25 protein-coding genes and 1 tRNA gene are annotated in these 22,659 nt (G+C 68.4%); 13 read left to right on the top strand and 13 right to left on the bottom strand.

The annotated features are described in order from the left end of the window. Nucleotides 1-35 precede the first annotated feature (35 nt). Both RIE32_06850 and RIE32_06845 read right to left on the bottom strand, forming a co-directional pair. Complete coding sequence (locus RIE32_06850; protein ID MEQ9095965.1) at nucleotides 36-833, bottom strand: hypothetical protein; 798 nt, start codon at nucleotides 831-833, stop codon at nucleotides 36-38. A 51-nt stretch (nucleotides 834-884) separates the two neighbouring features. Beyond that, nucleotides 885-2,351 (bottom strand): class II fumarate hydratase, encoded by a 1,467-nt coding sequence (locus tag RIE32_06845; GenBank protein MEQ9095964.1) that lies wholly within the window; start codon nucleotides 2,349-2,351, stop codon nucleotides 885-887. A 185-nt stretch (nucleotides 2,352-2,536) separates the two neighbouring features. On the opposite strand from RIE32_06845, the gene RIE32_06840 reads away from it, so the two are divergent. After that, the gene (locus RIE32_06840) at nucleotides 2,537-3,835 is read left to right on the top strand and encodes a transglutaminase-like domain-containing protein (protein MEQ9095963.1); all 1,299 of its coding nucleotides are present in this window, start codon (nucleotides 2,537-2,539) and stop codon (nucleotides 3,833-3,835) included. Nucleotides 3,836-3,875: 40 nt separating this feature from the next. Next, nucleotides 3,876-4,514, top strand: a complete 639-nt coding sequence (locus RIE32_06835) for a flavin reductase family protein (GenBank protein ID MEQ9095962.1) — start codon at nucleotides 3,876-3,878, stop codon at nucleotides 4,512-4,514. Nucleotides 4,515-4,520: 6 nt separating this feature from the next. Here the strand turns inward: RIE32_06835 and RIE32_06830 are convergent, their stop codons facing one another. The 4 genes from RIE32_06830 to RIE32_06815 form a co-directional block, all read right to left on the bottom strand. Beyond that, on the bottom strand, nucleotides 4,521-4,787 hold the full coding sequence (locus RIE32_06830; protein MEQ9095961.1) for a Rho termination factor N-terminal domain-containing protein: 267 nt from the start codon (nucleotides 4,785-4,787) through the stop codon (nucleotides 4,521-4,523). 78 nt (nucleotides 4,788-4,865) lie between these two features. After that, nucleotides 4,866-5,354: a hypothetical protein gene (locus RIE32_06825; protein MEQ9095960.1), complete on the bottom strand. Its 489-nt coding sequence runs from the start codon at nucleotides 5,352-5,354 to the stop codon at nucleotides 4,866-4,868. Between the two features lie 153 nt (nucleotides 5,355-5,507). Beyond that, the gene (locus tag RIE32_06820; protein ID MEQ9095959.1) at nucleotides 5,508-6,179 is read right to left on the bottom strand and encodes a hypothetical protein; all 672 of its coding nucleotides are present in this window, start codon (nucleotides 6,177-6,179) and stop codon (nucleotides 5,508-5,510) included. Nucleotides 6,180-6,914: 735 nt separating this feature from the next. Then, nucleotides 6,915-7,427 (bottom strand): hypothetical protein, encoded by a 513-nt coding sequence (locus tag RIE32_06815; protein MEQ9095958.1) that lies wholly within the window; start codon nucleotides 7,425-7,427, stop codon nucleotides 6,915-6,917. A 129-nt stretch (nucleotides 7,428-7,556) separates the two neighbouring features. Here RIE32_06815 and sucC point away from each other — a divergent pair, with 129 nt between their 5' ends. The 3 genes from sucC to RIE32_06800 are packed head-to-tail and all read left to right on the top strand — an operon-like array spanning nucleotide 7,557 to nucleotide 10,343. After that, nucleotides 7,557-8,771 (top strand): ADP-forming succinate--CoA ligase subunit beta, encoded by a 1,215-nt coding sequence (sucC, locus tag RIE32_06810; protein ID MEQ9095957.1) that lies wholly within the window; start codon nucleotides 7,557-7,559, stop codon nucleotides 8,769-8,771. Continuing rightward, nucleotides 8,772-9,644 (top strand): inositol monophosphatase family protein, encoded by an 873-nt coding sequence (locus RIE32_06805; GenBank protein MEQ9095956.1) that lies wholly within the window; start codon nucleotides 8,772-8,774, stop codon nucleotides 9,642-9,644. A gap of 27 nt (nucleotides 9,645-9,671) precedes the next feature. Beyond that, entirely contained in the window at nucleotides 9,672-10,343 is a 672-nt protein-coding gene (locus tag RIE32_06800; GenBank protein MEQ9095955.1) for an FUN14 domain-containing protein, read from the top strand. Nucleotides 10,344-10,355: 12 nt separating this feature from the next. Here the strand turns inward: RIE32_06800 and RIE32_06795 are convergent, their stop codons facing one another. Next, entirely contained in the window at nucleotides 10,356-10,928 is a 573-nt protein-coding gene (locus RIE32_06795) for a GAF domain-containing protein (GenBank protein ID MEQ9095954.1), read from the bottom strand. A gap of 141 nt (nucleotides 10,929-11,069) precedes the next feature. Here RIE32_06795 and RIE32_06790 point away from each other — a divergent pair, with 141 nt between their 5' ends. Beyond that, complete coding sequence (locus RIE32_06790; protein MEQ9095953.1) at nucleotides 11,070-11,375, top strand: DUF2007 domain-containing protein; 306 nt, start codon at nucleotides 11,070-11,072, stop codon at nucleotides 11,373-11,375. 44 nt (nucleotides 11,376-11,419) lie between these two features. Next, the gene (locus RIE32_06785; GenBank protein ID MEQ9095952.1) at nucleotides 11,420-11,896 is read left to right on the top strand and encodes a hypothetical protein; all 477 of its coding nucleotides are present in this window, start codon (nucleotides 11,420-11,422) and stop codon (nucleotides 11,894-11,896) included. 3 nt (nucleotides 11,897-11,899) lie between these two features. On the opposite strand, the gene RIE32_06780 is transcribed toward RIE32_06785, so the two are convergent. From RIE32_06780 to RIE32_06770, 3 genes are read right to left on the bottom strand one after another with little or no spacing between them, the layout of a single operon-like run. Next, nucleotides 11,900-13,408, bottom strand: coding sequence for a PDZ domain-containing protein (locus RIE32_06780; protein ID MEQ9095951.1), 1,509 nt, complete (start codon nucleotides 13,406-13,408; stop codon nucleotides 11,900-11,902). Then, complete coding sequence (locus RIE32_06775; GenBank protein ID MEQ9095950.1) at nucleotides 13,405-14,004, bottom strand: phosphoribosylglycinamide formyltransferase; 600 nt, start codon at nucleotides 14,002-14,004, stop codon at nucleotides 13,405-13,407. The genes RIE32_06780 and RIE32_06775 overlap by 4 nt, the downstream gene beginning before the upstream one ends. A 35-nt stretch (nucleotides 14,005-14,039) precedes the next feature. Next, a complete protein-coding gene (locus tag RIE32_06770; GenBank protein ID MEQ9095949.1) occupies nucleotides 14,040-14,420 on the bottom strand; it encodes a hotdog domain-containing protein in 381 nt (126 codons plus the stop codon). Between the two features lie 128 nt (nucleotides 14,421-14,548). Here RIE32_06770 and RIE32_06765 point away from each other — a divergent pair, with 128 nt between their 5' ends. The 6 genes from RIE32_06765 to RIE32_06740 all read left to right on the top strand — a co-directional run bounded on the left by RIE32_06765 (nucleotide 14,549) and on the right by RIE32_06740 (nucleotide 20,376). Next, nucleotides 14,549-15,226: a DinB family protein gene (locus RIE32_06765; protein ID MEQ9095948.1), complete on the top strand. Its 678-nt coding sequence runs from the start codon at nucleotides 14,549-14,551 to the stop codon at nucleotides 15,224-15,226. Then, entirely contained in the window at nucleotides 15,219-15,797 is a 579-nt protein-coding gene (locus RIE32_06760; protein MEQ9095947.1) for a hypothetical protein, read from the top strand. Before RIE32_06765 ends, RIE32_06760 begins: the two co-directional genes overlap by 8 nt. A gap of 117 nt (nucleotides 15,798-15,914) precedes the next feature. Beyond that, entirely contained in the window at nucleotides 15,915-16,184 is a 270-nt protein-coding gene (gene rpsO, locus RIE32_06755; protein MEQ9095946.1) for a 30S ribosomal protein S15, read from the top strand. Nucleotides 16,185-16,550: 366 nt separating this feature from the next. Continuing rightward, the gene (gene pnp, locus RIE32_06750; GenBank protein MEQ9095945.1) at nucleotides 16,551-18,905 is read left to right on the top strand and encodes a polyribonucleotide nucleotidyltransferase; all 2,355 of its coding nucleotides are present in this window, start codon (nucleotides 16,551-16,553) and stop codon (nucleotides 18,903-18,905) included. Between the two features lie 301 nt (nucleotides 18,906-19,206). Continuing rightward, a complete protein-coding gene (locus RIE32_06745) occupies nucleotides 19,207-19,491 on the top strand; it encodes a cold shock domain-containing protein (protein MEQ9095944.1) in 285 nt (94 codons plus the stop codon). 33 nt (nucleotides 19,492-19,524) lie between these two features. Beyond that, nucleotides 19,525-20,376 carry an ATP-binding protein gene (locus tag RIE32_06740; protein ID MEQ9095943.1) on the top strand — a complete coding sequence of 284 codons (852 nt, stop codon included), beginning with the start codon at nucleotides 19,525-19,527 and terminating at the stop codon, nucleotides 20,374-20,376. A gap of 6 nt (nucleotides 20,377-20,382) precedes the next feature. Here RIE32_06740 and RIE32_06735 read toward each other — a convergent pair whose 3' ends face one another. The 3 genes from RIE32_06735 to RIE32_06725 form a co-directional block, all read right to left on the bottom strand. After that, nucleotides 20,383-21,240, bottom strand: a complete 858-nt coding sequence (locus RIE32_06735) for a tryptophan 2,3-dioxygenase family protein (protein MEQ9095942.1) — start codon at nucleotides 21,238-21,240, stop codon at nucleotides 20,383-20,385. Nucleotides 21,241-21,249: 9 nt separating this feature from the next. Continuing rightward, nucleotides 21,250-22,419: a citrate/2-methylcitrate synthase gene (locus RIE32_06730; protein ID MEQ9095941.1), complete on the bottom strand. Its 1,170-nt coding sequence runs from the start codon at nucleotides 22,417-22,419 to the stop codon at nucleotides 21,250-21,252. 62 nt (nucleotides 22,420-22,481) lie between these two features. Beyond that, a tRNA-Cys gene (locus RIE32_06725) sits at nucleotides 22,482-22,566 on the bottom strand. Nucleotides 22,567-22,659 lie beyond the last annotated feature (93 nt).

The following is a 22,659-nucleotide window of genomic DNA, read 5'->3' as shown; positions in this document are numbered from 1 at the left end:
TAGTAATCACTATACTCGGAATCGAAGCGTCGAGTTTACGAGTGGGTCGCCAGCCAGAGCAACGCCATCGCCCCCAGCAGTCCCGCACGCAGATCGATCGCGGTGCGAAGGGCTGGCGAGAGCGTCAGAATGATCGCAGTAAGTGGTAGCCCGTATGCAAAAAGCCCGCCCGTCCCGGTTCCGAGAACCAGCCAGAGGACGACGGCCATGCCGTGGACGCCCAGGCCGACGGTGCGGGCCCAGCGCCGGCCGGCCCACACCGACACCGTGCGCGTGCCGAAGGTCGCGTCCGCGGGCGTGTCGTCGATGTCGCTGAGCATCGCGTCGGCCGTCACCAGCAGCGCAACCACGGCCAGTGCGATCCAAAGCTCCTCGTGCGATGGCAGCGCCGCCCACAGCACGCAGCCAATGAGCGTGGCGTATGCAAGCCCCGTCAGCGCGTTCTTGATGACAAGCACGTCCTTGGGGCGCAGGCGACGGCTGTCGCTCGCCCGGGCGCCATAGGCAAGCACCGATGCGGCGCCCACGGGCACGAGCAGCACAAGCCACGGCTCGATGATCAGCGCCAGCACGCTCGCCATGATGCCCGCCTCGATCGCCGCGAGGTTGAGCCCGAGCCGATGTCGCACGACCCACGCGTCGCGCGCCGCGTCGGCCATGCGGTCGGCCGGGTCGTGCCATCGCAGCAGCGGCTTCGCTCGGTCCAGCAGGTGCGCCATCCACGCGATCGACGTGATCAGCCCGATGGCCAGGAATTGCTCGTACGCGACCGCCACGCCCGACATCGCCACTGTGCCGGCCGCCATGCCCGCCGCATACACCGCCGATGGCACGCACGCGTACTCCAGCCGGGCCAGCGTCGACGGGGCGGGTCGCTCGATGCCTCAGCCCTCCGGCTCGGTCATGCTCCGCGCGTCCAGCAGCTTGTCGAGTTCGGCCTTGGGCAGCACGTTCTTTTCGGTGGCGATCTCACGCACGGTCTTGCCGCTGGCAAAGGCCTCCTTGGCGATGGCGGCGGCCTGGTCGTAGCCGATGACGGGGGCCAGGCTGGTGCACATGGCCAGGCTGCCCTCGATCAGCGCCGCGCACCGTTCCTCGTCGGGCTCGAGGCCCTCGACCAGCTTCTCGCGGAATGCGTCGCTGCTGTTGGCCAGCAACTCGATCGACTCGAGCACGTTGGCGGCCATCATCGGCATCGCAACATTGAGGTCCAGCAGGCTCCCCACGCCGCCGAGCCCGCCGGTCGCGACGGCCGCGTCGTTGCCGATGACCTGGCAGCAGACCATCACCACGGCCTCGCAGATCACCGGGTTCACCTTGCCGGGCATGATGCTCGATCCCGGCTGCACGGCCGGCAGCTTCAGCTCGCCGATGCCGCAGCGCGGCCCGCTGCCCAACCAGCGCACGTCGTTGGCGATCTTGCTCATGCTGACCGCGATCGTGCGCAAGTGGCCGCTGGTCTCGACGAGCGCGTCCTTGGCGTGCTGGGCCTCGAAGTGGTTCTCGGCCTCGCGGAAGGGGCAGCCGGTGGCCTTGCTCAGCTCCTTCGCCACGAGCGAGCCGAAGCGCGTGTGGGTGTTGATGCCCGTGCCCACGGCCGTGCCGCCCAGGGGAAGCTCGGCGAGCGTCTCGAGCGCGCGCTCCAGGCGCGTGATGCCCTGGCGCACCTGGCGGGCATAGCCGCTGAATTCCTGGCCCAGGCGGATTGGCGTGGCGTCCTGCAGGTGCGTGCGGCCGATCTTGACCACGTTGTCCCAGGCCTTGGCCTTCTTCTCGAGCGCACTCGCCAATCGGTCGAGCGCAGGCAGCAGGTCGTTCTTGATCGCCACCGCGGCGGCCACGTGCATGGCGGTGGGGAAGGTGTCGTTGGACGACTGCCCGTAGTTGGCGTGGTCGTTGGGGTGCACGCCGCCGGCGTCGAGGTAGGCCTGGTCCTTCGAGCTGCCGATGGGCGCGCCGCGCTCCAGGCACACCAGGTTGGCGATCACCTCGTTGGCGTTCATGTTGGTGCTGGTGCCGCTGCCGGTCTGGAAGATGTCCACCGGGAAGTGGCGCTCCAGCCCGCCGTGGTCCTTCAAGCCGCTCGTGATGGCCTCGCAGGCGCGCTCGATGGCGGCGGCGCGGTCCTGGTCGACCAGCCCCAGTTCCGCGTTGGAGCGCGCACAGGCCGCCTTGAGCACCCCGTAGGCCCGCACGATCGCCATGGGCACCGGCCGGCCGCTGATGGGGAAGTTCAGCACGGCCCGCTGCGTGCTGGCGCCGTAGAGCACATCTGCGGGCACCTCCATCGTGCCCATGGAGTCCTTCTCGGTGCGGGTCTTGCTGGCGGTCATCGTGCTCGATGCGGTCATGGAAGCTCCTGCGGGCGTGCTCGGGGGGTGATCGGCCAGGGAAAGGGGTTGCCCGGCATCGTATGGACGCCCGGCGGCCCGGTCGGGTCCCACGCAACCCGCCACCGGCCGGCCCGTACAGTCTGGCAGATGCGCCGCGGCCCCGCCGCGCCGCCGCAACGCCCAGACCCACAGGGGGCCTTTCCATGATCCGAATGACACACCTGGCCGCCGCCGCGGCCGGCCTGGCGCTGGCCAGCGGCGTCCTTGCCCAGAGCGTGCTGCGCCAGGGCGAGAGCCGCGACTGGACCGTCCGCTTCCGCGCCAACATCCGCGCCTGGCAGGATGCGGGCAACCAGGGCCAGAACCGGGGCGCCTCCTACGACACGTGGGAGTTCGAGCAGGCCACCGTCGTCGTGCCGATGCTCGAGCGCACCAGCATCCACCGCGTGCACGAGAACACCATCGAGATGGCCGTCCGCGTCAACGATCGCGACGCCACCCCCGCGCGCACCGACCCGTACGTTCGGCTGAACAACAAGCACGCCGGCTCGCGCTACCTGGGCTGGGCCATCGCCAAGGGCACGGCCCGCGACATCGAGGTCGTGTCCACCATGGCCATGACCTCCTACGACGTCACCGTCGACGACCAGCGCGCCATGGCCGTCGAGTGGCCCGCGGGCGACTGGCCCGAGGACGCCCTGAGCGCGCTCGACCCGCAGGTGGGCATCGAGCTGGGCCTGGACGGCGAGCCCTACGAGGGTCTCGACCGCGTCGCGCGCTCCATGGATAACGTCATCCAACGATTGGGCGCGAGTCCCAAGGACGTGCCGCCCTACCTCCTGGCAAAGTACCTCACCGGCGCCGTCTGGGGCCACATCCGCTCGCGTTCGGGCGACGGCCTGAACACGGCGCGCACGGGCGAGATCGAGGGCATCGAGATCCACGGCGTGCCGACGACGTTCGTGCGCCGTCGCGGCAACCAGTTCGACACGTGCGCGCTGCTCGTGTACGCGATGCGGCGGGCGGGCCTGCCCGCGCGCATGGTCATCGGCATCATCGCCGACGCGAGGGCCGACGACGAGGAGGTGCTGACCCAGCGCAACAACCGCGAGGGCGAGATGATCGCCTGGGTCGAGTTCGCCCTGGTCGAGAACGGCCGGACGACGTGGATCCCCATCGACCTCAACGGCATGATGACCTCGTCCAGCCGGGCGCCGGACATCTCCGACCTCGAGGTGCTCCGCAAGCCGTGGGACCGCTTTGGCACCATCGACGACACGCGCTACTGGGCGCCCTTCGCCCACCACGTGCATCCGCCGCTGACGGTCAAGGCGTACAACTCGCCGGGCTTCTGGGGCATCTTCGCCGAGCCGGCCGAGCCCAGCCGGGCCGAGCAGATGATCCTCTTCGACGTGACGAGCACGCCCAAGACGGCCGAATCGCGCCGAGAGAGCCCCGGCCAGGGCGGCGGAGAGGACGCCCCGCGTCGCCGCCGGCGCTGAGCCGGGCCCGTCCGCCCGCGTTGGCCCGTACGCTCGCGGCATGGAACTGACGCCCCAAGACCTGCCCGCCAGCGACCGCTACAAGCTGCTCATCGGGATGATCGTGCCCAGGCCCATCGCCTTCGTCTCGACCATCTCCGCCGACGGCCGCACGAACCTGGCGCCCTTCAGCTTCTTCTGCGGCGTGGGCAGCGAGCCCATGATGCTCGCCTTCTGCCCGGCCAGCGACGCGGCCGGCGAGGACAAGGACACCCTGCGCAACGCCAGGCTCGAGGAAGACGGCGGCACGGGCGAGTTCGTCGTCAACGTCGTGACCGAGGCCATCGCAAGGCAGGTCGCCGCGTGCGCCGAGCCCTTGCCGCACGGCCAGAGCGAGTTCGACCTCAGCGGCCTCACGCCCATCGCCAGCAGCGTCGTCAAGCCGCCCAGGGTCGCCGAGTGCCCGGCGGCCTTCGAGTGCGTCACCCGGCAGGTCATCCGCACCAACCCCGGCGTTGCCTCCAGCGGAAACCTCGTCCTGGGCGAGGTCGTCCGCGTGCACGCCGCCGAGGGCCTGGTCAACGAGCGGCGCCACACCGACCCGGCGAAGCTCGCCGCCTTCGGCCGCATGGGCGGGCCCAGCTACTGCACGACCAGGGACCGCTTCGACCTGCCGTGGGGCCGCAAGGCCCTCGAGTAGCCTGCGTCAGTGATTCCGCAGGGCGTCGATCAGCTCGTCCTTGGTCATGTCGCTGCGGCCCTCGATGCCGACCTCCTGGGCGCGCTCGTAGAGCTCGTCCTTGGTCCAATCCTCGTAGGGCGGGTGCTTGCCGCCCTTTTCGCCGGGGTTGTCGGCGTTGGCGATGCGGGCGGCCTTTTCCTTGCTCATCCCCTCGCGGCGGAGGGCCTCGTACTTCTCATCGTCCTTGACGCTCGGTCCGTGGTCTTCGGTCTTGTTCTTGGGATAGGGCATGGCGCGGGTCCTCCGGGGTTCTTCCCGAAGCTTCGCCCGGCCCCATGAACCGGCGATGAGCCGCGCATGAATCGCCGGTCAGCCGCCCTCGTCCCCGTCCTCATCGTCCCCCTCGAGCATCCACAGCCCGTGCTCGATGCCCCCCAGGATGTAGATCGCGATGACGCCCTGGCCGGGGATGGCCATGCGGTCGATGGCGATCTGGGCCCCCGCATCGCGGGCGGCTTGCACGGCGGCGTCCAGGTCGTCGACCAGCACGTAGGGCCGCACCACCGGGCCCTCGCCCGGGGCCATGATGGGGCGCACGCCCACGCGGCCACCCCCGGCGAGCGGGGCGGTTCGGGCCAGGCCAAGCTCGGCGACGGGCTCGCCAAAGCGCAGGCCCTGGGTCTGGCCCAGCAGGGCGCAGGTCTCGGCGACGTCGGGCGTGACGATCTCCAGGTAGTGCACTCGCGCGGCCGGCTCGGCGCGGGCGTCGGGGTCGGCGGTGGTGGCGCAGGCGGTAAGGAGCGAGAGCGGCAGGACGGCCGCGAGCGCGGCGGCAACGGGTCGGGTGCGTGCGTGCATGATGAGATTCCCCCTGGGTTCGGCGCACGGTAGGGCCCCGATCGAGCCGGGTCGGGGCCGGCCCGCTCCGGGCGCACGCGCACGCCCCCGGGGCGGACGGGCGTCCACGCCGGGGGCGGGCGGTACGTTGGCGAACCTCGAGCGAAGCGCCCCTCAGGCGGCGTCCTCGCCGGTCATGATGACCTCGGCGGAGTTGCCCGCGCCGAAGGCCACCACGAAGTACGCCGGCTCGCCCCGGTTGATGGTGCGAAAGCCCACGATCCGGTAGGTCACCGTGCCGGTGCCGTTGGGGATCGTGTCGTCGACGAACCTGCGTTCGCCGGCGTTCATGATGAAGTTAAACGGTGCGCCCTGGCCGCTGCCGTCGCGGCGGCGGACCTCGTAGCTCACCGCGTTGGTCCCCTCGTTGTCGCACTCGAAGGAGACCTCGAGGGCCCCGCCCTGGATCAGGCGGGTCTCAAACTTGTAGGGCACGCCGGGGGGCGGCGCGGGCGCCGGGTCGGCGGGCGCGGGGATCTGGGCCAGGGTGTAGACCGCCTGGGGGTTGTCGCTGCCCTGGGCGAAGCTGCGGACGATGCCCACGCTCTGGCTGGCGTAGTCGCGCATGGCCTTGGCCTTGGCGTGGTAGTCCTCGTAGGCGGCCTTCTTGTCCGCGTCGAGCTGGCGCGCGTTGGCCAGGGCCGCGGCGGCCAGGTCCTTGCGCTGGGTCAGCTCCAGGATGCGGGCCGCGTCCAGGCCGATCTCGGTGGGGTCGGCCGGCCAGTTGGCCAGGTGGTCGGTGGTCCAGTCGATGGCGTCGGGGTAACTCTTGGGCACGGTGCTCATTGGGCACCTCCGTTCGTGGTGGTCCGCGGGGCGGACGCGATGCGGCGGCGGGCGGCGGCCGGCGTGCGCCGGGCGGGGCCCTGTGCCTGGGTGCGGGCGGCGAAGGACGCTCGTTCGTGTGTCTGCCAATCCATCGGGATTCGCTCCACGTCGGCCGGCCGGGGTCCGTCCCGAGCCGGTGGGGTCAGGATCGCGTGGGCCGCCGGGCCAACGCGGCCCGGCCGAAAACCCCCGATCCACGAGGGTCATCGAGCCGTCCGAGAAGGCACTTCAGTCCAAGTCCGGAAAACCGACAGAAAAACTTCGGTGGTTCTCGGACGCTGCGGTGCGGGCGTCCGGGGCCGGTGCGGGGGCGGGCTTGTTCGGGTGTCGGGGCCCGGAATCGGCCCGCACGGCCAATGAGGCCGGGCCTACGGCATCGACACCCCAACAGCAACCGTCGATGTCCGCGGGGCAATCGACGGTTGCCGGGCGGAGATCGCCGGTTGCCGGGGGGAGATCGATGGTTGCCGCGAGAAGATCGGAGGTTGCCGGGGGAAGAACGTCGGTTGCCGCGAGGAGATCGGAGGTTGCCGGGGGGAGAGCTTCGGTTGCCGGGGGGCGATCGGCGGTTGCTGCGGGGCGATCGGCGACGGCCGGGGGGACGGTCGATCTGTCCGGGGGGCGAGCGGCACGCTCCGCGTGGAGATCGGCCATGGCCCCCGCGCCATGGCCGATGGCGGCGGCGTGCGGGCGCTACTCGTTCTGGAGCCGTCGCAGCCGCCCGTGGCCCCACCACCAGAACACCTGGCCGAGGATCGCGCAGGGCGGCGCGATGAACGGCATGCCCCATTGAAAGATGCGCAAGTAGTCGCCGCGGTCGGCGTACCTGGAGCCTGACGAGGTGCGGGCGGTGTCCTTGGGCAGGCGGCCCTCTACGGCGGCCTGCTCGTAATGGGGCTGGACGCGGGGCGAATAGTGCGCGGCGTGCTCGGCGAGGACGGCTCCCGCACTAGGCAGGCTGCACACCAGGAACGCGAGCGAGAACGCAAGGGCGCGCCGCCGCGTGGCGTGCATCCGGATGATGAAGCGGCTGAAGGCGTCGGTGTCACGCCGCAAGCTGCCCCAGTAGAAGCAGGTGCAGCACGCCGCGGCGAAGAACGGAAGGAGGAGAACGAGGTACAAGCCCTCAGCGCGGCGGACCCACGCCGCCTCGTCGACGCTCAGCGAGAAGACCCAGATGGCGAACTCTTCGGCCAGGTGGTACACGGGGGAGGGTAGGGGTTGTCCGCGGACGCGGCCGATCGCCGACTGCCGGATGCCGATTGCCGCCCCCCGCCCTACCCTGCCGCTCCCGACGGCGCCTTGCCCCCGATACCCCGTCACGGAGTGACCCAGATGAAGATCCACGAGTACCAGGCCCGCGACATCCTCAGCAAGGCGGGCGTGCCCGTGCCCCCGGCGGTCGTGATCGAGGACGCGGGGCGGGCGGCGGCCGTGTTCGACGAGGTGACCAAGGACATGGCCGGCGACAAGCTCGCCGTCGTCAAGGCCCAGGTGCACGCCGGCGGGCGCGGCAAGGCCGGGTTCGTCAAGCTCGTCAAGACCGCCCAGGAGGCCACCGAGGCGGCCGAGTTCATGCTCAGCAACAAGATGGTCAGCGTCCAGACGGGCCCCGAGGGGCTCGAGGTGACCAAGCTCTTGATGGCCGCGGGCGTGGACATTGCGCATGAGTACTACCTGGCCATCACCACCGACCGCAAGACCCGCCAGCACGTGCTCATCGCCAGCAGCGAGGGCGGCGTCGAGATCGAGAAGGTCGCCGAGGAGAACCCGGGCGCGATCGTGCGGGAGCGCCTGCACCCGCTGATCGGCCTGCAGCCCTACCAGGCCCGCAAGGTGGCGTTTGCGCTTGGCTTCAAGGGCAAGCTGGTGAACCAGGCCGTCAAGGCGATGATGGCCCTGGCCAAGACCTTCCTCGAGAAGGACTGCTCGATCGCCGAGATTAACCCCTTGATCGTCACTCCGCCCAGCGACGAGCACCCCGATGGCGAGCTCCTGGCCATCGACGCCAAGTTCAACTTCGACGACAACGCCCTGTTCCGCCACAAGGACCTCCAGGAGATGTTCGACCCCAGCGAGGAGAACAAGAGCGAGCTGCGGGCCCAGGAGGCCGGCCTCAGCTACATCGCCCTGGACGGCAACATCGGCTGCCTGGTCAACGGCGCCGGCCTGGCGATGGCGACGATGGACACGATCGCGCTCGAGGGCGGCACGCCGGCGAACTTCCTGGACGTGGGCGGCAGCGCCAGCGAGGAGGCCGTGACCGAGGCGTTCCGGATCATCCTGGACGACAAGGCCGTCAAGGGCGTCCTGGTCAACATCTTCGGCGGCATCATGGACTGCGCCGTGATTGCGCAAGGCATCGTCAACGCGGCGACGGAGATCGGCTTCGAGGTGCCCCTGGTCGTGCGTCTGGAGGGCACCAACGTGCAGGCGGGCCGCAAGATCCTCGAAGACGCCAGCGGCAAGCTGAGCACGCTGCAGGCCGCGACCGACCTGGGCGACGCGGCCAAGAAGGTTAGTGCGGCGGTCGGGGCGGCGGTGGCCTGAATGGCCGTGGAGCTCAAGGACGGCGTCGCCCCGGAGATCCGCACGCGCCTGGAGCTGGCCCTGGAGGCCGCCCGCGCGGCCGGGGGCGTGACGCTGCGCTCCTTCCAGAGCGGCGACCTGGGCACCCGGCGCAAGGACGACGGCAGCCCGGTGACCCGGGCCGACACCGAGGCCGAGCAGACCCTGCGGGCGGCGATCGAGGAAGCCTTCCCCGACGACGCCATCGTGGGCGAAGAGTTCGGCGAGACGCAGGGGCGCGGCGGGGGCGCCGGGGAAGGGACCGACGCCTTCCGCTGGGTGCTCGACCCCATCGACGGCACGGTCAGCTTCGTGCACGGCGTGCCCCTGTACGGCGTCCTGATCGGCATCTTCCAGGGCCAGTCGCCCGTGGCGGGGGTCATCCACATCCCCGCGCTCAGCGAGACGGTCTATGCCGCCCTCGACGGCGGCGCGTGGTGGATCCCCGGCCCCGGCCAGGACGCCCGGCCCGGCCGCCTGAGCACCATCGACCGTTTGGACGAGGCCATGGTGCTGACCACCGGGCTGGAGTATTTCGTGCAGATGGGCACCGAGGAGGTGTTCGGCAGGCTTAGCGAGCGGTGCGCGCGCATCCGCGGCTGGAGCGACTGCTACGCCCACGTGCTGCTGGCCACCGGCCGCTGCGAGGCGGTCGTCGAGCCGACGATCAAGATCTGGGACGTGGCCCCGCTGCCGGCCATCCTGGGCGAGCTTGGCGGCGTGGTCAGCGACTGGCACGGCGAGCACGACCTGATCAGCGGCCACGCCCTGGCCAGCAACGGCCGCGTGCACGGCGAACTGCTCGAGCTGGTCCGCGGCTCGGTCTTGCGGACCGATCGCGACGCCCCGCTCTAGCGGCTGGCTGGCTCATAGGATCATGCCATGGCCCCCGACAAGGACCAAGCCCGGGCGGAAGACGGCCAGGCCGAGCTGGAGCGCCGCGCGAAGCTGGCCGGCTGGCAGATCGCCCTGCTGATCGTCTCGGTGCTGGTGATGTTCGCCGGCGTGGCGCTGGGCATCACCGGTACGTTCTCGGGCGACGCCGTCCAGGCGGAACAGCAGCAGGCGCGCCAGGCCGAGGCGGCCCGTGGCGACGGGGCCCCCGCGTCGGGGTTCGTCGGCGGCACGGGCGACGTGACCATGCCCTTCCCCGTGCCCGGCCTGCCCGGCAGCACGCCCACACCCGAGGGTGCGCCCGGAGAGCCAACCGCGGGCGAGCAGCCCGAACAGGCGGAGCAGGCCCAGGCCGATCCGTGGTCGCCGGCGATCTTCCGCATGGGCTTTGGGTTCTTCGTGGGCTTTGCGATCGCCTACGCGTTCCGCGCGTTCGCCAAGTTCGCCGTCGTGTCGCTGGGCGTGTTCTTCCTCTTGCTCTTCGGCCTGCAATACGCCGGGCTGATCGAGGTGCAGTGGGGCGCCATGGCCGACCGCTACGACAGCGTCAAGGACTGGCTGGGCGCGCAGTTCGAGGGCTTTACGGCCTTCATCACCGGCGCGCTGCCCTCGGCCGGCGCGGCGGTGGCGGGCCTGGGCCTGGGCTTCATGCGCAAGTAGGCCGGCCCGCGGCTAGGCGAGCGACTTGACGGCCGTCCGGCACAGCCCGAGCCCGACCAGGTGTGCAAAGCCGTGCAGGAAGTGGGCGTCGTCCTCGTCGAAGGCGTCGATTTCCGGGCTGTCGGCCTCGAGCACGCCCCAGCGATCGGTGCGCGTGCGGATGATGACGTTGATGGCCGAGCGGATGCCGTGCTCTTCGAGCAGGTCGGGCATGCGGAAGTTGCGCTCCGTGGCCAGGTTGTTGCTCAGCACGGGGCGATCGGTCTTGAAGGCGTAGCCGGCCGGGGATGCCAGATCGGCGCCCAAGCGTGCGTTGCCGACGACGCCCTCGCGCCAGCCCACGCCCGCGCGGAGGAGGAAGTCGCCCTTCTTGCGATCGAACTGGAGGATCTTGGCTCGGTCGCACTGCAGGCCGTCGGCGGCGTAGCGCGCCGCGGCGTCGAGCACCTCGTCCAGGTCGTCGGTCTCCAGCGCGGCGCGCCCGAACTCGGCCAGGTTCTTCTGCCGATTCATGAGGGCGAACAACCGCCCGTGGACCTGATCGAGGTGTTCGAAAGGGTTATCCGACGGCCGTGCGATGCCCATGTGAAGCCTGCCTGAAAGGGTCGTGAAGCGTGCGTGCGTGATATGGTAACACCGCGTTCGGCCAAACGGCACCGGTCTTTCCCTATTGCCGTGGCGATGGCGGCGTGGCCCTATGGTTGCCACCAGCACCGGAGGACGCCGATGGCCGACGACGCGATCAACGATTCGCAGCGACCCGCACCAGAGCCCGATGGAGCGGGCGGCGGCGATCACCCAGAGCCGGTCACCGTGGCCCAGTACGCCACCGAGATCCAGGCCACGTTCGCCGCCAACATGCTGCGCGAGGCGGGCATCCGCTGCGAACTGCTGGGCGGCGCCAGTTCGGGCTTCAAGGCCGAGAGCCCCGGGTACGTGCGTCTGCTGGTTTCCCAGCGCGACGCGGCCCGGGCGCAGGAAATGCTGGAAGACTTCAACGCAGAGAAAGCGCCCGACGCCGAGGACGACTAAGCAAGACGGTCCGGGGTGACATAGACGAGAAAGGGAGCCCGCCGATGACAAAGTCCACCCCGCAGCGCGCCGCCGCGGCGATGCTCCTGGCCGCGCTGGCCAGCGCCCTTCCCGGCTGCCTGGCGTACGAGGTTCGCAACGAGCTCCGGCAGGCCAACGCGTCGCTGGAAGACATCAAGATCAAGCTCGATGGCGTCAACAGCGGGTTGCAAAAGCTTGAGCGCACCAACACGGTGCTCGCCGACCTCGACATGAAGCTCACGGCGCTCGAAACGACCAATGCGTCGCTTTCGAGCATCGATGCGCACCTCGCCTCGCTGCGAAAGACGCTCAACAGCATCGATAGCACGATCCCGTTCCTCAAGGTCAGCGGCGACGAAGAGGATGCCCTCGTCGAAACTGCCGAAGAAAAAGCAACGCGCGAAGCCGGCCAAACTCCTGCCAAAGAATCCCCCGCACAACAGCAGCCACAAGAGCCAGCGCCAAGCGAGCCTGAACCAGCCCAAGCCGATCCCAGGTAGCAGTCAGCCGCCGGGGATACGGACGGTGTCGAACTCGCGTCGGCTGGCAAGCTCTGCCGGCAGTTCGAGCATCCGCCGCCCGCGACGAACGCTCAGGATCACCGTGTCTCCTGGGAGGTAGCGTCCGACGACGCGATAGAGCTCGTTGATGTCGCGCGTGCCCTGGCCGTTGATGGCAACCAGCACGTCGCGCGGGCGCAGCCCCGCCTTTCGCCCGGGCGAGCCGCGGGCGATGCGCAGCACCGCAAGGCCCTCGCCCCGCTCGCCGTCTACGTCGATGCCCAGCGTGGCGGTGGGTGGATGGTGCTGCTCGGGCGCCACGGGCAGGCGTTCGATCCACCGCCGGAAGCTCAGTTCTATCTGATCGATCTTGGCCTCGAAGGTGCGTTCGAGGGCCTGGATGCCGGTGCGATCGCGTTCCCACGTGTCGACGTAATTGTCGTAGAAGGCCTCGAGCTTGCCGGCGGCCACGAGGTAGAGCATGACGGTCCGCGCGTGGCCGTAGTGCAGCAACTGGGACGTCCCGACGAACAGGTGGTCGGGGGTTTGGGCCAGTTGTTCGAGCGTCTTCAGCCCGTTGCCCCGGTGGGCCTTTCGGACGAGATTACTGCGCCATGAAGGTGTGAACGATGGCGTGCCATCGGGGTTGGGGTCGACGTCTTCGACAAGCGAGGCAAGGCCTTCCATGATCCACGAGGCGTGTCGCTGGCCCAGCAGGCTCTGGCTGCGGTAATGCAGGGCATGGAAGACCTCGTGGCGGAGCGTGGCGCCCAGGTCCTTACAGACCAGTTCCTTGCGGTCGTGGTCGTAGGTGCCGGCGATCTGCCGGGTGGCGCCGCGGGCCGAGGCGCCGTGCCTCTGGGCGGCCCATCGCGCAAAGTCGCCGTCGGTGGGAATGACCACGTTGACCCACGGCACTGAGGCGTCGTCGGCTTCGGAGAGGTTGTCGAACAGGTGCGCGACCGCCCACCGGCTGACGAGATCGAGTTCCTGCCGGGCCATCGCGAAGCTCTCGGGCGGCAAGCCAACGGCAAAGCGCAAACGCAGGAAGGCGTCTTCTTCGGTCGCGTACCCACCCCCGAAGCGTTGGATGAGCGCATCGAACCGGGCCTGGGCGAGCGCCTCCATCCGTGCTGGCCATGCATCCAGAATTTCGGCGAATCGTTCCGATCCGCGAAGTGGTTCCAGGTCCGGGTCGTTTTGCAGGTGGGCCAGGTCGTCGAAGCCAAGCTCGATGGCGTGGTCGAGCGCGTCCAGGGATTCTTCGACGCGGCCGAGCTGCGCCAGTGCGCTGGCGATGTTGTACGGCGGGACGAACGACTCCGGATCGCGACGCGCCATCTCCTCGAAGAGTGGCAGGGCGGCGGCGTAGTCGCCCTCGGTCGCCAGCGCATACGCCTCGGTCTCGAGCTGCGCATCGGACATCGGGACGACCGGCGCGTCCTGTGCCCAGGCCGCCATGCACGCGGCCAGCATTGCAACCAGGAACAGAGCCTTCTTCATCGCCGTCATCGCGTGGCCTCCTTGGCGGCATGATTGCCGGACAGCAGCATCGCGAGCGCCTTGGGATATGCCTTGCACTCGACCTCGAAGACGCGGGCCGCCAGGGTCTCGACGGTGTCGTCGGGCAGCACGGGGCAGCGCGCCTGGAGCACGATGGGCCCGCTGTCGTACTCGGCGTCGCACAGGTGCACGGTGCAACCACTCTCGGCCTCGCCGGCTTCGAGCACGGCCCGGTGGACGCGATCGCCGTACATGCCGGGCCCGCCAAACTTGGGCAGCAATGCTGGGTGGATGTTGACGACCCGGCCTTCGAGCGAAGCGGGAATCTCCAGCCGCTGGAGGTAGCCGCACAGCACGACCCACGAGGCATCGTGCTCGCTCACCAGCGCCTCCAGTTCGCGCGCGGGAATGACGCCTCGGATGATGCGTGTTGGAAGCCCGCGGGCCTGTGCGCGCTCGACGCCCGGGCAGGGTCTTGAAGCGATGACGCCGGACACGGTGGCGCGCAACCGGCCCGCCTCGATCTCGCCGAGCAGGTTCATGAGAGTCCGGCCGCCCCCGCTCAGCAGCGCCAGCAGCCGGGGTGCCTCGGGTTGGTCGCCCATGGGCGTCACTCCTGGATCTTGTACGGGCCGGGGCGTCAATCGGTTGAGGTGGTGATCAGCGGCAGGTGGGCCGTGGGCGGGCTGGTCATGGGCACGGGCCGCCCGTCGGGCCCGATAGCGACCATGGTGAGCTGCGCCTGCGTCACGCGGACGGTCTGGCCGCCCTCATACCGCTCGGCCTGGACGCAGACCTCGACGGAGACGCTGCTGGTGCCCTTTCGAGTCGTCCTGGTCAGGCAGGTGACCAGATCGCCCACGTGCACGGGCTGGCTGAACTCGACGCGATCGACGCTTGCGGTCACCCAGCGGTGCACGCCGTGCCGCCGGGCCTCGACGAAGGCGGCCTGGTCGATGGCGCTGAGGATGACCCCGCCGAAGATGGTGCCGTACTGGTTGGTGTCCCGCGGCATGGTCATGACGCGGAGGCTGCAGGCCCAGCCGTCTGTCTGGCAGGACGTGGGCACGCTTTTGTCGGCGTTGGGTTGGGGTTCAGGGTTGGTCACCGGGCACAGGTTAGGAAGCCACGGGGCCCATACCATCGGGCATGACACAAGCCCCGACCGACGCCAAGGCCTGCGGCCCGATGAGCACCCAACTGGAGGTGGCCCCCATCGAGGCCCTGGCCGCCATGGATTGGCCCGACCTCGTCCGGCGGTATGCCGTGGGGGTGGAGTGGTTCGATCCGCGGCTGTTCCACCTGCCCGAGGGCGAGCTCGATACGCCCTTCAAGCCCGATTCGGGGGCCGGCCAGTTGCCCATTCGGGCCCTGGTGACCCACTTGGCGGACTGCGAGCTCGTGTACCTGCACCGCATGCGGCGGGCGATCTCGGAGGAAACCCCGGTGCTGGGCGTGTTCGACGAGCAGGCGTTTTTTGATGGGCCGCTGTACGGCCGCGGAACCCGCAGCGGCGTGACCAGCGCCCCGCCCGTGGCCGGCTCGGTGGCGATCGTCCACACCCTTCGTCGCTGGGCGATCGATTGGCTGTTCGATCTGGACGAGGCTTCGCAGAACCGCACGGCGATGCACCCCGAACGGGGAAGCATGAGCGTTCGCGACATGCTGGCGGTCGCCACCTGGCACCTCGAGCACCACACGAAATTCCTCAATGCCAAGATCGAGCTGCTCGCAGGGCCCATGCCCCAGCCGCAAGCGATGCCCGAAGGCGGGTGCGGCCCTGGCTGTGGGTGTGCGTCCAGGGCTTCTGGTGGGGGCGATGCCTAGGGGCGCTCTGGCGATGCTGTGCCTGCTCGTCGCGCTCGCGTCGGGCTGCCAGGAGGTCGTGCTCGACGAACGGCCCAAGAACGACCTGTTCGGCCGCCTCGGTGGTGCGCCACGGGATCGGTCCGACAGCGTCAGGCCCGGCGGGGCGGATCCGGCGGATCTGCCGCCGATTCGCCAGGAAATGCCCGACGGCGAGATCGTGCTGCGATCCCGGACCGGTCGGGATCTCATGGCCCACATCCAGCATGCCCTGATCCACGACGACGAGCCGCTGGAGCGGGAGTTGTTCCTGGAACACCTGCTCAGCGACGCTACCCGGGCCGAGTACGAGGCCCGCGGCCTACCGCCCGAGCGGGCCTACGAGACGCTGCTGCGGCGTCGCGACGACGTGCTGCTGCTGTTTAACCGCATAGGGCCGCTGGCCGAGAATTCACCCCAGGTGATCATGAAGTCGCTTGGGAACAACGTGATCCGCCTGCAGGTCACCGGCCTGGCCCGGGACGGGCTGAGCTGGAGCTTCATGGACATGATCTACGAGGGCGGGAACTGGCGTCTGCGGTGGTTCGGGTAGGGGCTGGACCCCGGCCTGGCTTTCGGGCTATCATTCTGGCTGTGGCGGATCGCCGGGGTGGCCGGCGGCCGGGTGGTTGTATCGAGTTCCTACAGAGAATCGGAGAGGCCTGGGTTTATGGCAATCGAACCGGCGGTCAAGCAAGAGGTCATCGGCGAACACGCACGGCATGAGGGCGACACGGGCTCTCCGGAGGTGCAGATCGCCATCCTGACCAGCCGCATCAAGGAACTCTCGGGCCACCTGCGTGAGCATCGCCACGACTTCCACAGCCGTCGTGGGCTGATCCTGATGGTGGGCAAGCGCAACCGCCTGCTCCGCTACCTGAGCAGGACCAACCACGACAGCTACAAGGCGCTGATCCAGAAGCTGGGCCTGCGCAAGTAATCTGATCTTGTAGGTAGAAAGCCCCATCTGGGGGCTTTGTTGTTTTGAGGCATTTCCGGGGCGGGCCTGGCGCATGGGCGTCGGGGAAAGAGGCCGTCCCGTTCTGACAGCCGGGCACGGAGCCCGGGCCCGCGTGGGCCCTCGGCAAGCCCGATTCGTGCGAGGGTTCCGGAAGGCCGAAGGAGCAGTCGGCGCGACGCAGTGGATTGGCGAAGTTTCGCAATAGCACTGCTTTACGTCCTCTGCCCCTTCCACCTCCTCGTCCCTCTATCCCTCGCGGCCGGCGTCACCACGTGGACGCCGGTGTTTGGCGATTGTTGAGTCAGCGGCCTGATCGCTCGGCTCCTACCCATAGAGGTCTTACAGATGGCAGACGTTCTGATTTCCGAGCAGATCAAGGTCGAGCGCGAGATCGCGGGCCGCATGATGTCGATCGAGACCGGCGTGGTGGCACGCCTGGCCTCCTCGGCGGTCATCCTGCGGTATGGCGGAAGCGCCGTGCTGGCCACGGTGGTGCGGGCCGACCCGCGTCCTGGGTTGGACTTCTTCCCGATGCAGGTCGATTACCGCGAGAAGCTGCCGGCGGCGGGCAAGTTCCCCGGCGGGTTCCGCAAGCGTGAGGGCGCTCCCAACGAGAAGGAAATCCTCACCATGCGGATGATCGACCGGCCCATCCGCCCGCTCTTCCCCGATGGCTTCATCGATGAAGTGCAGATCCAGTGCTGGGTCATGAGCCACGACGGCGAGAACGACACCGACGTGCTTGCGTCGGTGGCCGCCTCGGCCGCCCTGACGCTCAGCGACGCACCCTTCGAGGGACCCATCGCCACGGTCCGCGTTGGCCGCGTGCACACCGATGATGGCCCGACGCTGGTGGCCAACCCGACGGCCAGCCAGATGGACTACAGCGATCTGGACATGGTGCTCAGCGGCCACGCCGATGGCATCAACATGATCGAGGTCGGCGCCGCCGAGGTGCCCGACGACGACGTGCTGGACGCCATCGAGTTCGGCCAGGAAGTCATCGGCGAAATCCTCGAATTGATCGAGGATCTGGCGGCCGAGGCCGGCCAGGAGAAGCGGCTGGGCGACAACATCAACCTGCCCGCCGACGACATCGTGGAGACGGTGGCCAAGGCCGCCAAGGCCAGGCTCATGAAGGCCCGGCAGATTCCCGGCAAGCACGATCGCAGCCAGGCGGTGGGCGAGATCCGCAACGAGGTGCTCGATGAGCACTTCCCGATCATCGAAGACGGCACGCCCGGCGAACACCTCGAGAGCACGAAGCAGCGCGCGATGGCCAAGGAAGCCTTCCGCACGCTGGAGAAGAAGGTCACGCGTCAGTTGCTGGTCGAAAAGGGCCTTCGCGCCGATGGCCGCAAGGCCAAGGAGCTGCGACCTATCTACGGCCAGGTCGGCTACTTCGAGCGGACGCACGGCTCGGCGATCTTCCAGCGCGGCGAGACGCAGAGCCTGGTGAGCTGCACGCTTGGAACGGGCAAGGACGCGCAGATCGTCGACGGCTTGATGCCCGAGTACAGCAAAAAGTTCACGCTGCACTACAACTTCCCGCCCTTCTGCGTGGGCGAGGCCGGCCGCATCATGGGCCCGGGCCGACGTGAGATCGGCCACGGCGCCCTGGCCGAGCGCAGCCTGCTGGGCATCCTGCCCGGGCCGGACGAGTTCCCCTACACCATTCGCCTGGTGAGCGACATCACCGAGAGCAACGGTTCGTCGTCGATGGCGTCGATCTGCGGTGGGTGCCTGGCGCTCATGGATGCCGGCGTGCCGATCCGCGCGACGTGCGCTGGCATCTCGGTCGGTCGCGTGACCGACGAGAACGGTCAGAACGAGGTCTACATCACCGACATCATCGGCGAGGAAGACTTCTTCGGCGACATGGACTTCAAGATCGCCGGCACGCGTGACGGCATCACGGGCATCCAGCTGGACCTTAAGGCCCGCGGCCTTGAGATGGACCAGATCGAGCTGATCTTCGACCAGGCTCGCGAGGGTCGGCTGGAGATCATCGACATCATGGAGCAGGTGATCGAAGCACCCCGCGAGGACATCTCTCGTTACGCGCCCCGCATCGAGACCATCAAGATCAATCCCGAGAAGATCGGCAAGCTCATCGGCCCGGGCGGCAAGACCATCCGCGGCATCCAGGAGCGGTGGGGCGTGCAGGTCGACGTGGCCGAGGACGGCACCGTGTCGGTCGCCTCGACCGACGGCGACAGCCTCGCGGGCGCCAAGCAGGAAATCGAAGCGCTGGGTGAAGAGATCAAGGTCGGCTCGATCTACACCGGCAAGGTCGTGAGCGTCCGCGACTTCGGCGCCTTCATCGAGATCGCCGCGGGCACCGACGGCATGTGCCACATCAGCGAGCTCAAGGACGGCTACGTCGAGAAGGTCACCGACGTGGTCAACGTGGGCGACGAGGTGACGGTGAAGGTCATCCTGGTCGACGACCAGGGCCGCATCAAGCTCAGCCGCAAGCAGGCCCTGCCGCCCGAGGAACGCGGCGGCGGCGATGACGAAGAACGCGGCGGCGAGCGCGAGGGCCGTGGCGGCCGCGGTGATCGCGGTTCCAGAGGTCGCGGCCGGGATCGCGATGGCGATCGTGACCGTGACGGCGGCCGGGACGGTAACCGTGAAGGTGGCCGCGATGGACGTCGCTCGAAGCGTCGCGGTGGCCGTCGACCCGCCGCCGTCGACTGAACCCTCGTGACTGACTGACGCATAAGCCCCGCTGTATGCGGGGTTTTTTCGTTGCCCGGCGTCGTTGGAGCATCCCTCAGACAGGGGAGGCGTGAGCGTCATTTCATGCGCGTAGGGCGAGGCGTCGATCAAGATTCCGCGAACTTCCTCGTTGAAGCGCAATTTCATGTCACGCTCGGCTGACGCAATTGGTAAACTGGGTAAGCCCGGCGAAGGTTGGCCCGTGCCGACCGGACTGATGGCCGTTCACTCTTCCCGCGACGTGGGGCTGTTCGCGGGCTTGAATGGCGGAGCTGAGCCCATGTCCGACAAGCCGACGGATGTGCTGGTGGGTCTCGAGGGAGAGGTGAAGTGGTTCGACGCCCGCAAGGGCTACGGCTTCATCATCGGCCCGCAGGGTCAGGACGTCATGGTGCACTACTCGGCCATCAAGGGGCCGGGGTATCGCTCCTTGCGCGACGGATCAATGGTCGAGTATGACGCCGAGAAGACCGCGCGGGGGTGGAAGGCCACGCGGGTCGAGCGTCCGGGCGCCGTTGAGACCAGGTCCGATGCTCCGGAGGCCAAGCGGACGCCGCGCCGGTAGTTTCGCACCCGGTCAGGCCACTATGCTCCATATATGTCGCTCGAACCGTGGGGCACACCATTGACCAACGCGCTGGCGGGTTTCGGCGGCGGCCTCCTGGTCGCGGCCGCCGCAGGCTGGTGGGCCACGCGCGTGCTCATGCGGCGTGCCAGGCAGGCCGAGGGCCGGGCCCGGGCGGCCGAGCACCTTGCCGAGATCGGTTCAATGACCGGCGGACTTGCGCACGAGATCAAGAACCCCCTATCGACCATCGGCATGAACGCGCAGCTATTGGCCGAGGCGGTGAACGACATCTCGGCGGTCGACGAGCAGCAGCGGGGGCGGCTGGTGCGGCGGGCGGGCACGTTGAAGCGCGAGGTCGAGCGGCTGGGCGACATCCTCAGCGACTTCCTCGACTTTGCCGGCGAGCTTCGGCTGAGCCCTACGCGGGTGGACTTGAACAGGCTGGTTGAAGAGCTGGCCGACTTCTTCCTGCCCCAGGCCGAGAGCCGCGGCGTGCGCATCCGGGTCGAGCTTGCGCAGGAGCCGGCATTAGTGCAGGTCGACGCGCCCCGGCTGAAGCAGGCCGTGCTGAATCTCATGCTCAATGCCACGCAGGCGATGGCCGACGCAGACGGCGCGACGCCAAAGGAACTGATGCTGCGTGTCCGCCATCGGCCGCGCGACGGCATGATCGAGATCCACGTGACCGATACCGGTCCCGGCATGGCCGAAGATACGGCCGAGCGGATCTTCCACCCCTACTTCACCACCAAGCAGGGCGGCACGGGGCTTGGCTTGCCGACGAGCCGGCGCATCGTGCAGGCCAGCGGGGGCGAGATGACGTTCACGAGCGAAGTAGGGCGGGGGACGGACTTCGTGATTGCGCTGCCGGGGACGGAATGAGCCCGTCTACTTCGGTGCCGGTAGTTCCTCGATCCGTGTCCTGACCTCCCAGAGTTCGGGAAAGAACTGGTGGTCGATCATCTGGCGGAGGAAGGGCACGCCGCTGCTGCCGCCGGTGCCGCGCTTCATGCCGATGATGCGGTGCACCGTGCGCAGGTGACGGTAACGCCACTGGCCAAACTGGTCGTCGACGTCTACCAACTTCTCGGCCATCTCGTAGCTGGCCCAGTGCTCGTGCGGGTTCTCGTAAACGGTCTTGAGCACGTCAATCACACGCTCATCCATCTCGCGGGGCTGGCTGAAGTCTCGTTCTACGGCGTCGCCGGGGATGGGCAGTCCCTGCCGCTTCATGCAAGCGAGAAACGCGTCGTAGATGCTCGGCGATTCCAAGGCTTCCTTGAGCACGGCGTGGTTTGCGGCGTCAAGCTCGTGCACCTTGAGCATGCGGCGGTCCTTGTTGCCCAGCAGGAATTCGACGAGCCGGTACTGGAAGCTCTGGAAGCCGCTGGCGTTGCTGAGCACGCCGCGGAACTGGGCGTACTCGGTCGGCGTGAGCGTCGCCAGCACGCTCCACTGGTTGAGCAACTGCTGGAGGATGTGCTTGACGCGGGCGAGGATCTTGAAGCTGGGCTCGAGGTCGTCGTTCTGCACCGCCACGATCGCGGCGCGCAGCTCGTGGATCATCAGCTTCAGCCACAGTTCGGTGGTCTGGTGCTGGATGATGAACAGCATCTCGTCGTGATGCGCGGGCGAACTCAGTGGCTGTTGAGCCGTGAGGACCTTCTCGAGATGCAGATAGCCGCCGTAGGTCATACGGTCGGCCAGATCGGTGTGCAGTGTCGACTCGAACTCGCGTTGGGACATCGTTGCCGATCAGCCGTTCCACTTGCGCAGGTCGGGACCGACGTAGTTCGCCCTCGGGCGGATGAGGCGGTTGTTGGCGTGCTGCTCCATGATGTGGGCGGCCCAGCCGGTGATGCGGGCGGCCACAAAGATGGGCGTGTACTGGGGCACGGGGATGCCAAGCGCGTAATACGTCATGCCGCAGGGGAAGTCGACGTTGGGATGGATGTTCTTCTCGTCGAGCATGATCTTCTGCACGATCTCGCCCAGGTCGAACCACTTGACGTACTCGGCCCCGCGCTTTTCGGCGGCCGCGCGGCCCAGCTTGTGCAGGATCGGGGCGCGATGATCGCCGTTCTTGTACACGCGGTGGCCGAAGCCCATGAGTTTGCGCTTCTCTTCGAAGGCCTTGTGCATCCACTGCTGCACGGCCTGCGGCTCGATCTTGCCGTCCAGGTCCTTCATGATCTCGCGGAGCATGTCCATCGCGGCCTCGTTGGCGCCGCCGTGCAGCGGGCCCTTCAGGGCGGCGATGGCCCCAGTGACCGCGCCGTGCATGTCACTGAGGGTGCCGGCGATGACGCGGCTGGTGAACGTGCTGGCGTTGTAGTCATGCTCGGCGTAGAGGGTCAGCGAGACGTCGACGACCTTCTCGGCTTCGGCGTCGGGGCGCTGGCCGCTCATCAGGTAGAGCATGTTGGCTGCGTGGCTCAGGTTGGCGTCCCCGCCGGTGTCGGGCGCGACGATCTCGCGGCCGTCGATGACGTTCTGCATGTGGCCGATGATGGTGGGGATCTTGGCGGTCAACCGCTTGGCCTTGCGGAGGTTGGCCTCCGGGCTGATGTCCTGGCACTCCTTGTCCAGGTTGGCCAGCAGGCTGACGGCCGTGCGGAGGATGTCCATGGGCACCGCGCTGCCGGCGATGACCATGGGCTTGACCGTCTTGAGGTAGTCGATGACCTGGGTGGGCAGGGCCCGGTTGGCGATCAGTTCGTCCTTGAAGAACTGCAACTGCTCGGCGGTGGGCTTTTCGCCCTCGAGCAGCAGGTAGGCGACCTCCTCGAAGCTGGCGTTCTCGGCCAGGTCGTGGATCTCGTAGCCGCGATAGATCAGGGCGTCTTGCTCGACGTTGCAGATCGCGGTGTCGCCGGCGACGACGCCTTCGAGGCCGGCCTTCTGAGCGGGAGCGGCGGTGGTCATCAGAGCCTCCGATCGGGAAGTATTCGGGTTCGCGCGACGAATTCGTCGCGGGAGCAAAGAAGAGGGCGCGGTGGGATTCGAACCCACGAACGGCTTTCGCCAAACGGATTTGCAATCCGCCCCATTAGTCCACTCTGGCACACGCCCGGGGCTGCCGATGGCCTGGGGCCACCGGAACCTGATTATTGCGCCGTCACCGGCCCAAGGCCCGTCCGGCCGCCCACGATTCCGGGCAACCGG

This window comes from Phycisphaerales bacterium (assembly GCA_040221175.1).
Classification (GTDB): Bacteria; Planctomycetota; Phycisphaerae; order Phycisphaerales; family UBA1924; genus JAHCJI01.
The sequence above is the reverse complement of the archived record's forward strand: the minus strand, read 5'-3'. Positions and strand labels throughout refer to the sequence as shown.

Excerpts from the sequence above, each read along its gene's own strand:
- pnp (MEQ9095945.1), top strand. The coding sequence starts at position 16,551 with ATGGCAGACGTTCTGATTTCCGAGCAGATCAAGGTCGAGCGCGAGATC.
- RIE32_06730 (MEQ9095941.1), bottom strand. The coding sequence starts at position 22,419 with ATGACCACCGCCGCTCCCGCTCAGAAGGCCGGCCTCGAAGGCGTCGTC.
- sucC (MEQ9095957.1), top strand. The coding sequence starts at position 7,557 with ATGAAGATCCACGAGTACCAGGCCCGCGACATCCTCAGCAAGGCGGGC.
- RIE32_06740 (MEQ9095943.1), top strand. The coding sequence starts at position 19,525 with ATGTCGCTCGAACCGTGGGGCACACCATTGACCAACGCGCTGGCGGGT.
- RIE32_06840 (MEQ9095963.1), top strand. The coding sequence starts at position 2,537 with ATGATCCGAATGACACACCTGGCCGCCGCCGCGGCCGGCCTGGCGCTG.
- RIE32_06835 (MEQ9095962.1), top strand. The coding sequence starts at position 3,876 with ATGGAACTGACGCCCCAAGACCTGCCCGCCAGCGACCGCTACAAGCTG.
- RIE32_06765 (MEQ9095948.1), top strand. The coding sequence starts at position 14,549 with ATGACACAAGCCCCGACCGACGCCAAGGCCTGCGGCCCGATGAGCACC.
- RIE32_06820 (MEQ9095959.1), bottom strand. The coding sequence starts at position 6,179 with ATGAGCACCGTGCCCAAGAGTTACCCCGACGCCATCGACTGGACCACC.
- RIE32_06825 (MEQ9095960.1), bottom strand. The coding sequence starts at position 5,354 with ATGCACGCACGCACCCGACCCGTTGCCGCCGCGCTCGCGGCCGTCCTG.
- RIE32_06800 (MEQ9095955.1), top strand. The coding sequence starts at position 9,672 with ATGGCCCCCGACAAGGACCAAGCCCGGGCGGAAGACGGCCAGGCCGAG.
- rpsO (MEQ9095946.1), top strand. The coding sequence starts at position 15,915 with ATGGCAATCGAACCGGCGGTCAAGCAAGAGGTCATCGGCGAACACGCA.
- RIE32_06830 (MEQ9095961.1), bottom strand. The coding sequence starts at position 4,787 with ATGCCCTATCCCAAGAACAAGACCGAAGACCACGGACCGAGCGTCAAG.
- RIE32_06785 (MEQ9095952.1), top strand. The coding sequence starts at position 11,420 with ATGACAAAGTCCACCCCGCAGCGCGCCGCCGCGGCGATGCTCCTGGCC.
- RIE32_06760 (MEQ9095947.1), top strand. The coding sequence starts at position 15,219 with ATGCCTAGGGGCGCTCTGGCGATGCTGTGCCTGCTCGTCGCGCTCGCG.
- RIE32_06735 (MEQ9095942.1), bottom strand. The coding sequence starts at position 21,240 with ATGTCCCAACGCGAGTTCGAGTCGACACTGCACACCGATCTGGCCGAC.
- RIE32_06770 (MEQ9095949.1), bottom strand. The coding sequence starts at position 14,420 with ATGACCATGCCGCGGGACACCAACCAGTACGGCACCATCTTCGGCGGG.
- RIE32_06745 (MEQ9095944.1), top strand. The coding sequence starts at position 19,207 with ATGTCCGACAAGCCGACGGATGTGCTGGTGGGTCTCGAGGGAGAGGTG.
- RIE32_06805 (MEQ9095956.1), top strand. The coding sequence starts at position 8,772 with ATGGCCGTGGAGCTCAAGGACGGCGTCGCCCCGGAGATCCGCACGCGC.
- RIE32_06780 (MEQ9095951.1), bottom strand. The coding sequence starts at position 13,408 with ATGACGGCGATGAAGAAGGCTCTGTTCCTGGTTGCAATGCTGGCCGCG.
- RIE32_06775 (MEQ9095950.1), bottom strand. The coding sequence starts at position 14,004 with ATGGGCGACCAACCCGAGGCACCCCGGCTGCTGGCGCTGCTGAGCGGG.
- RIE32_06845 (MEQ9095964.1), bottom strand. The coding sequence starts at position 2,351 with ATGACCGCATCGAGCACGATGACCGCCAGCAAGACCCGCACCGAGAAG.
- RIE32_06790 (MEQ9095953.1), top strand. The coding sequence starts at position 11,070 with ATGGCCGACGACGCGATCAACGATTCGCAGCGACCCGCACCAGAGCCC.
- RIE32_06795 (MEQ9095954.1), bottom strand. The coding sequence starts at position 10,928 with ATGGGCATCGCACGGCCGTCGGATAACCCTTTCGAACACCTCGATCAG.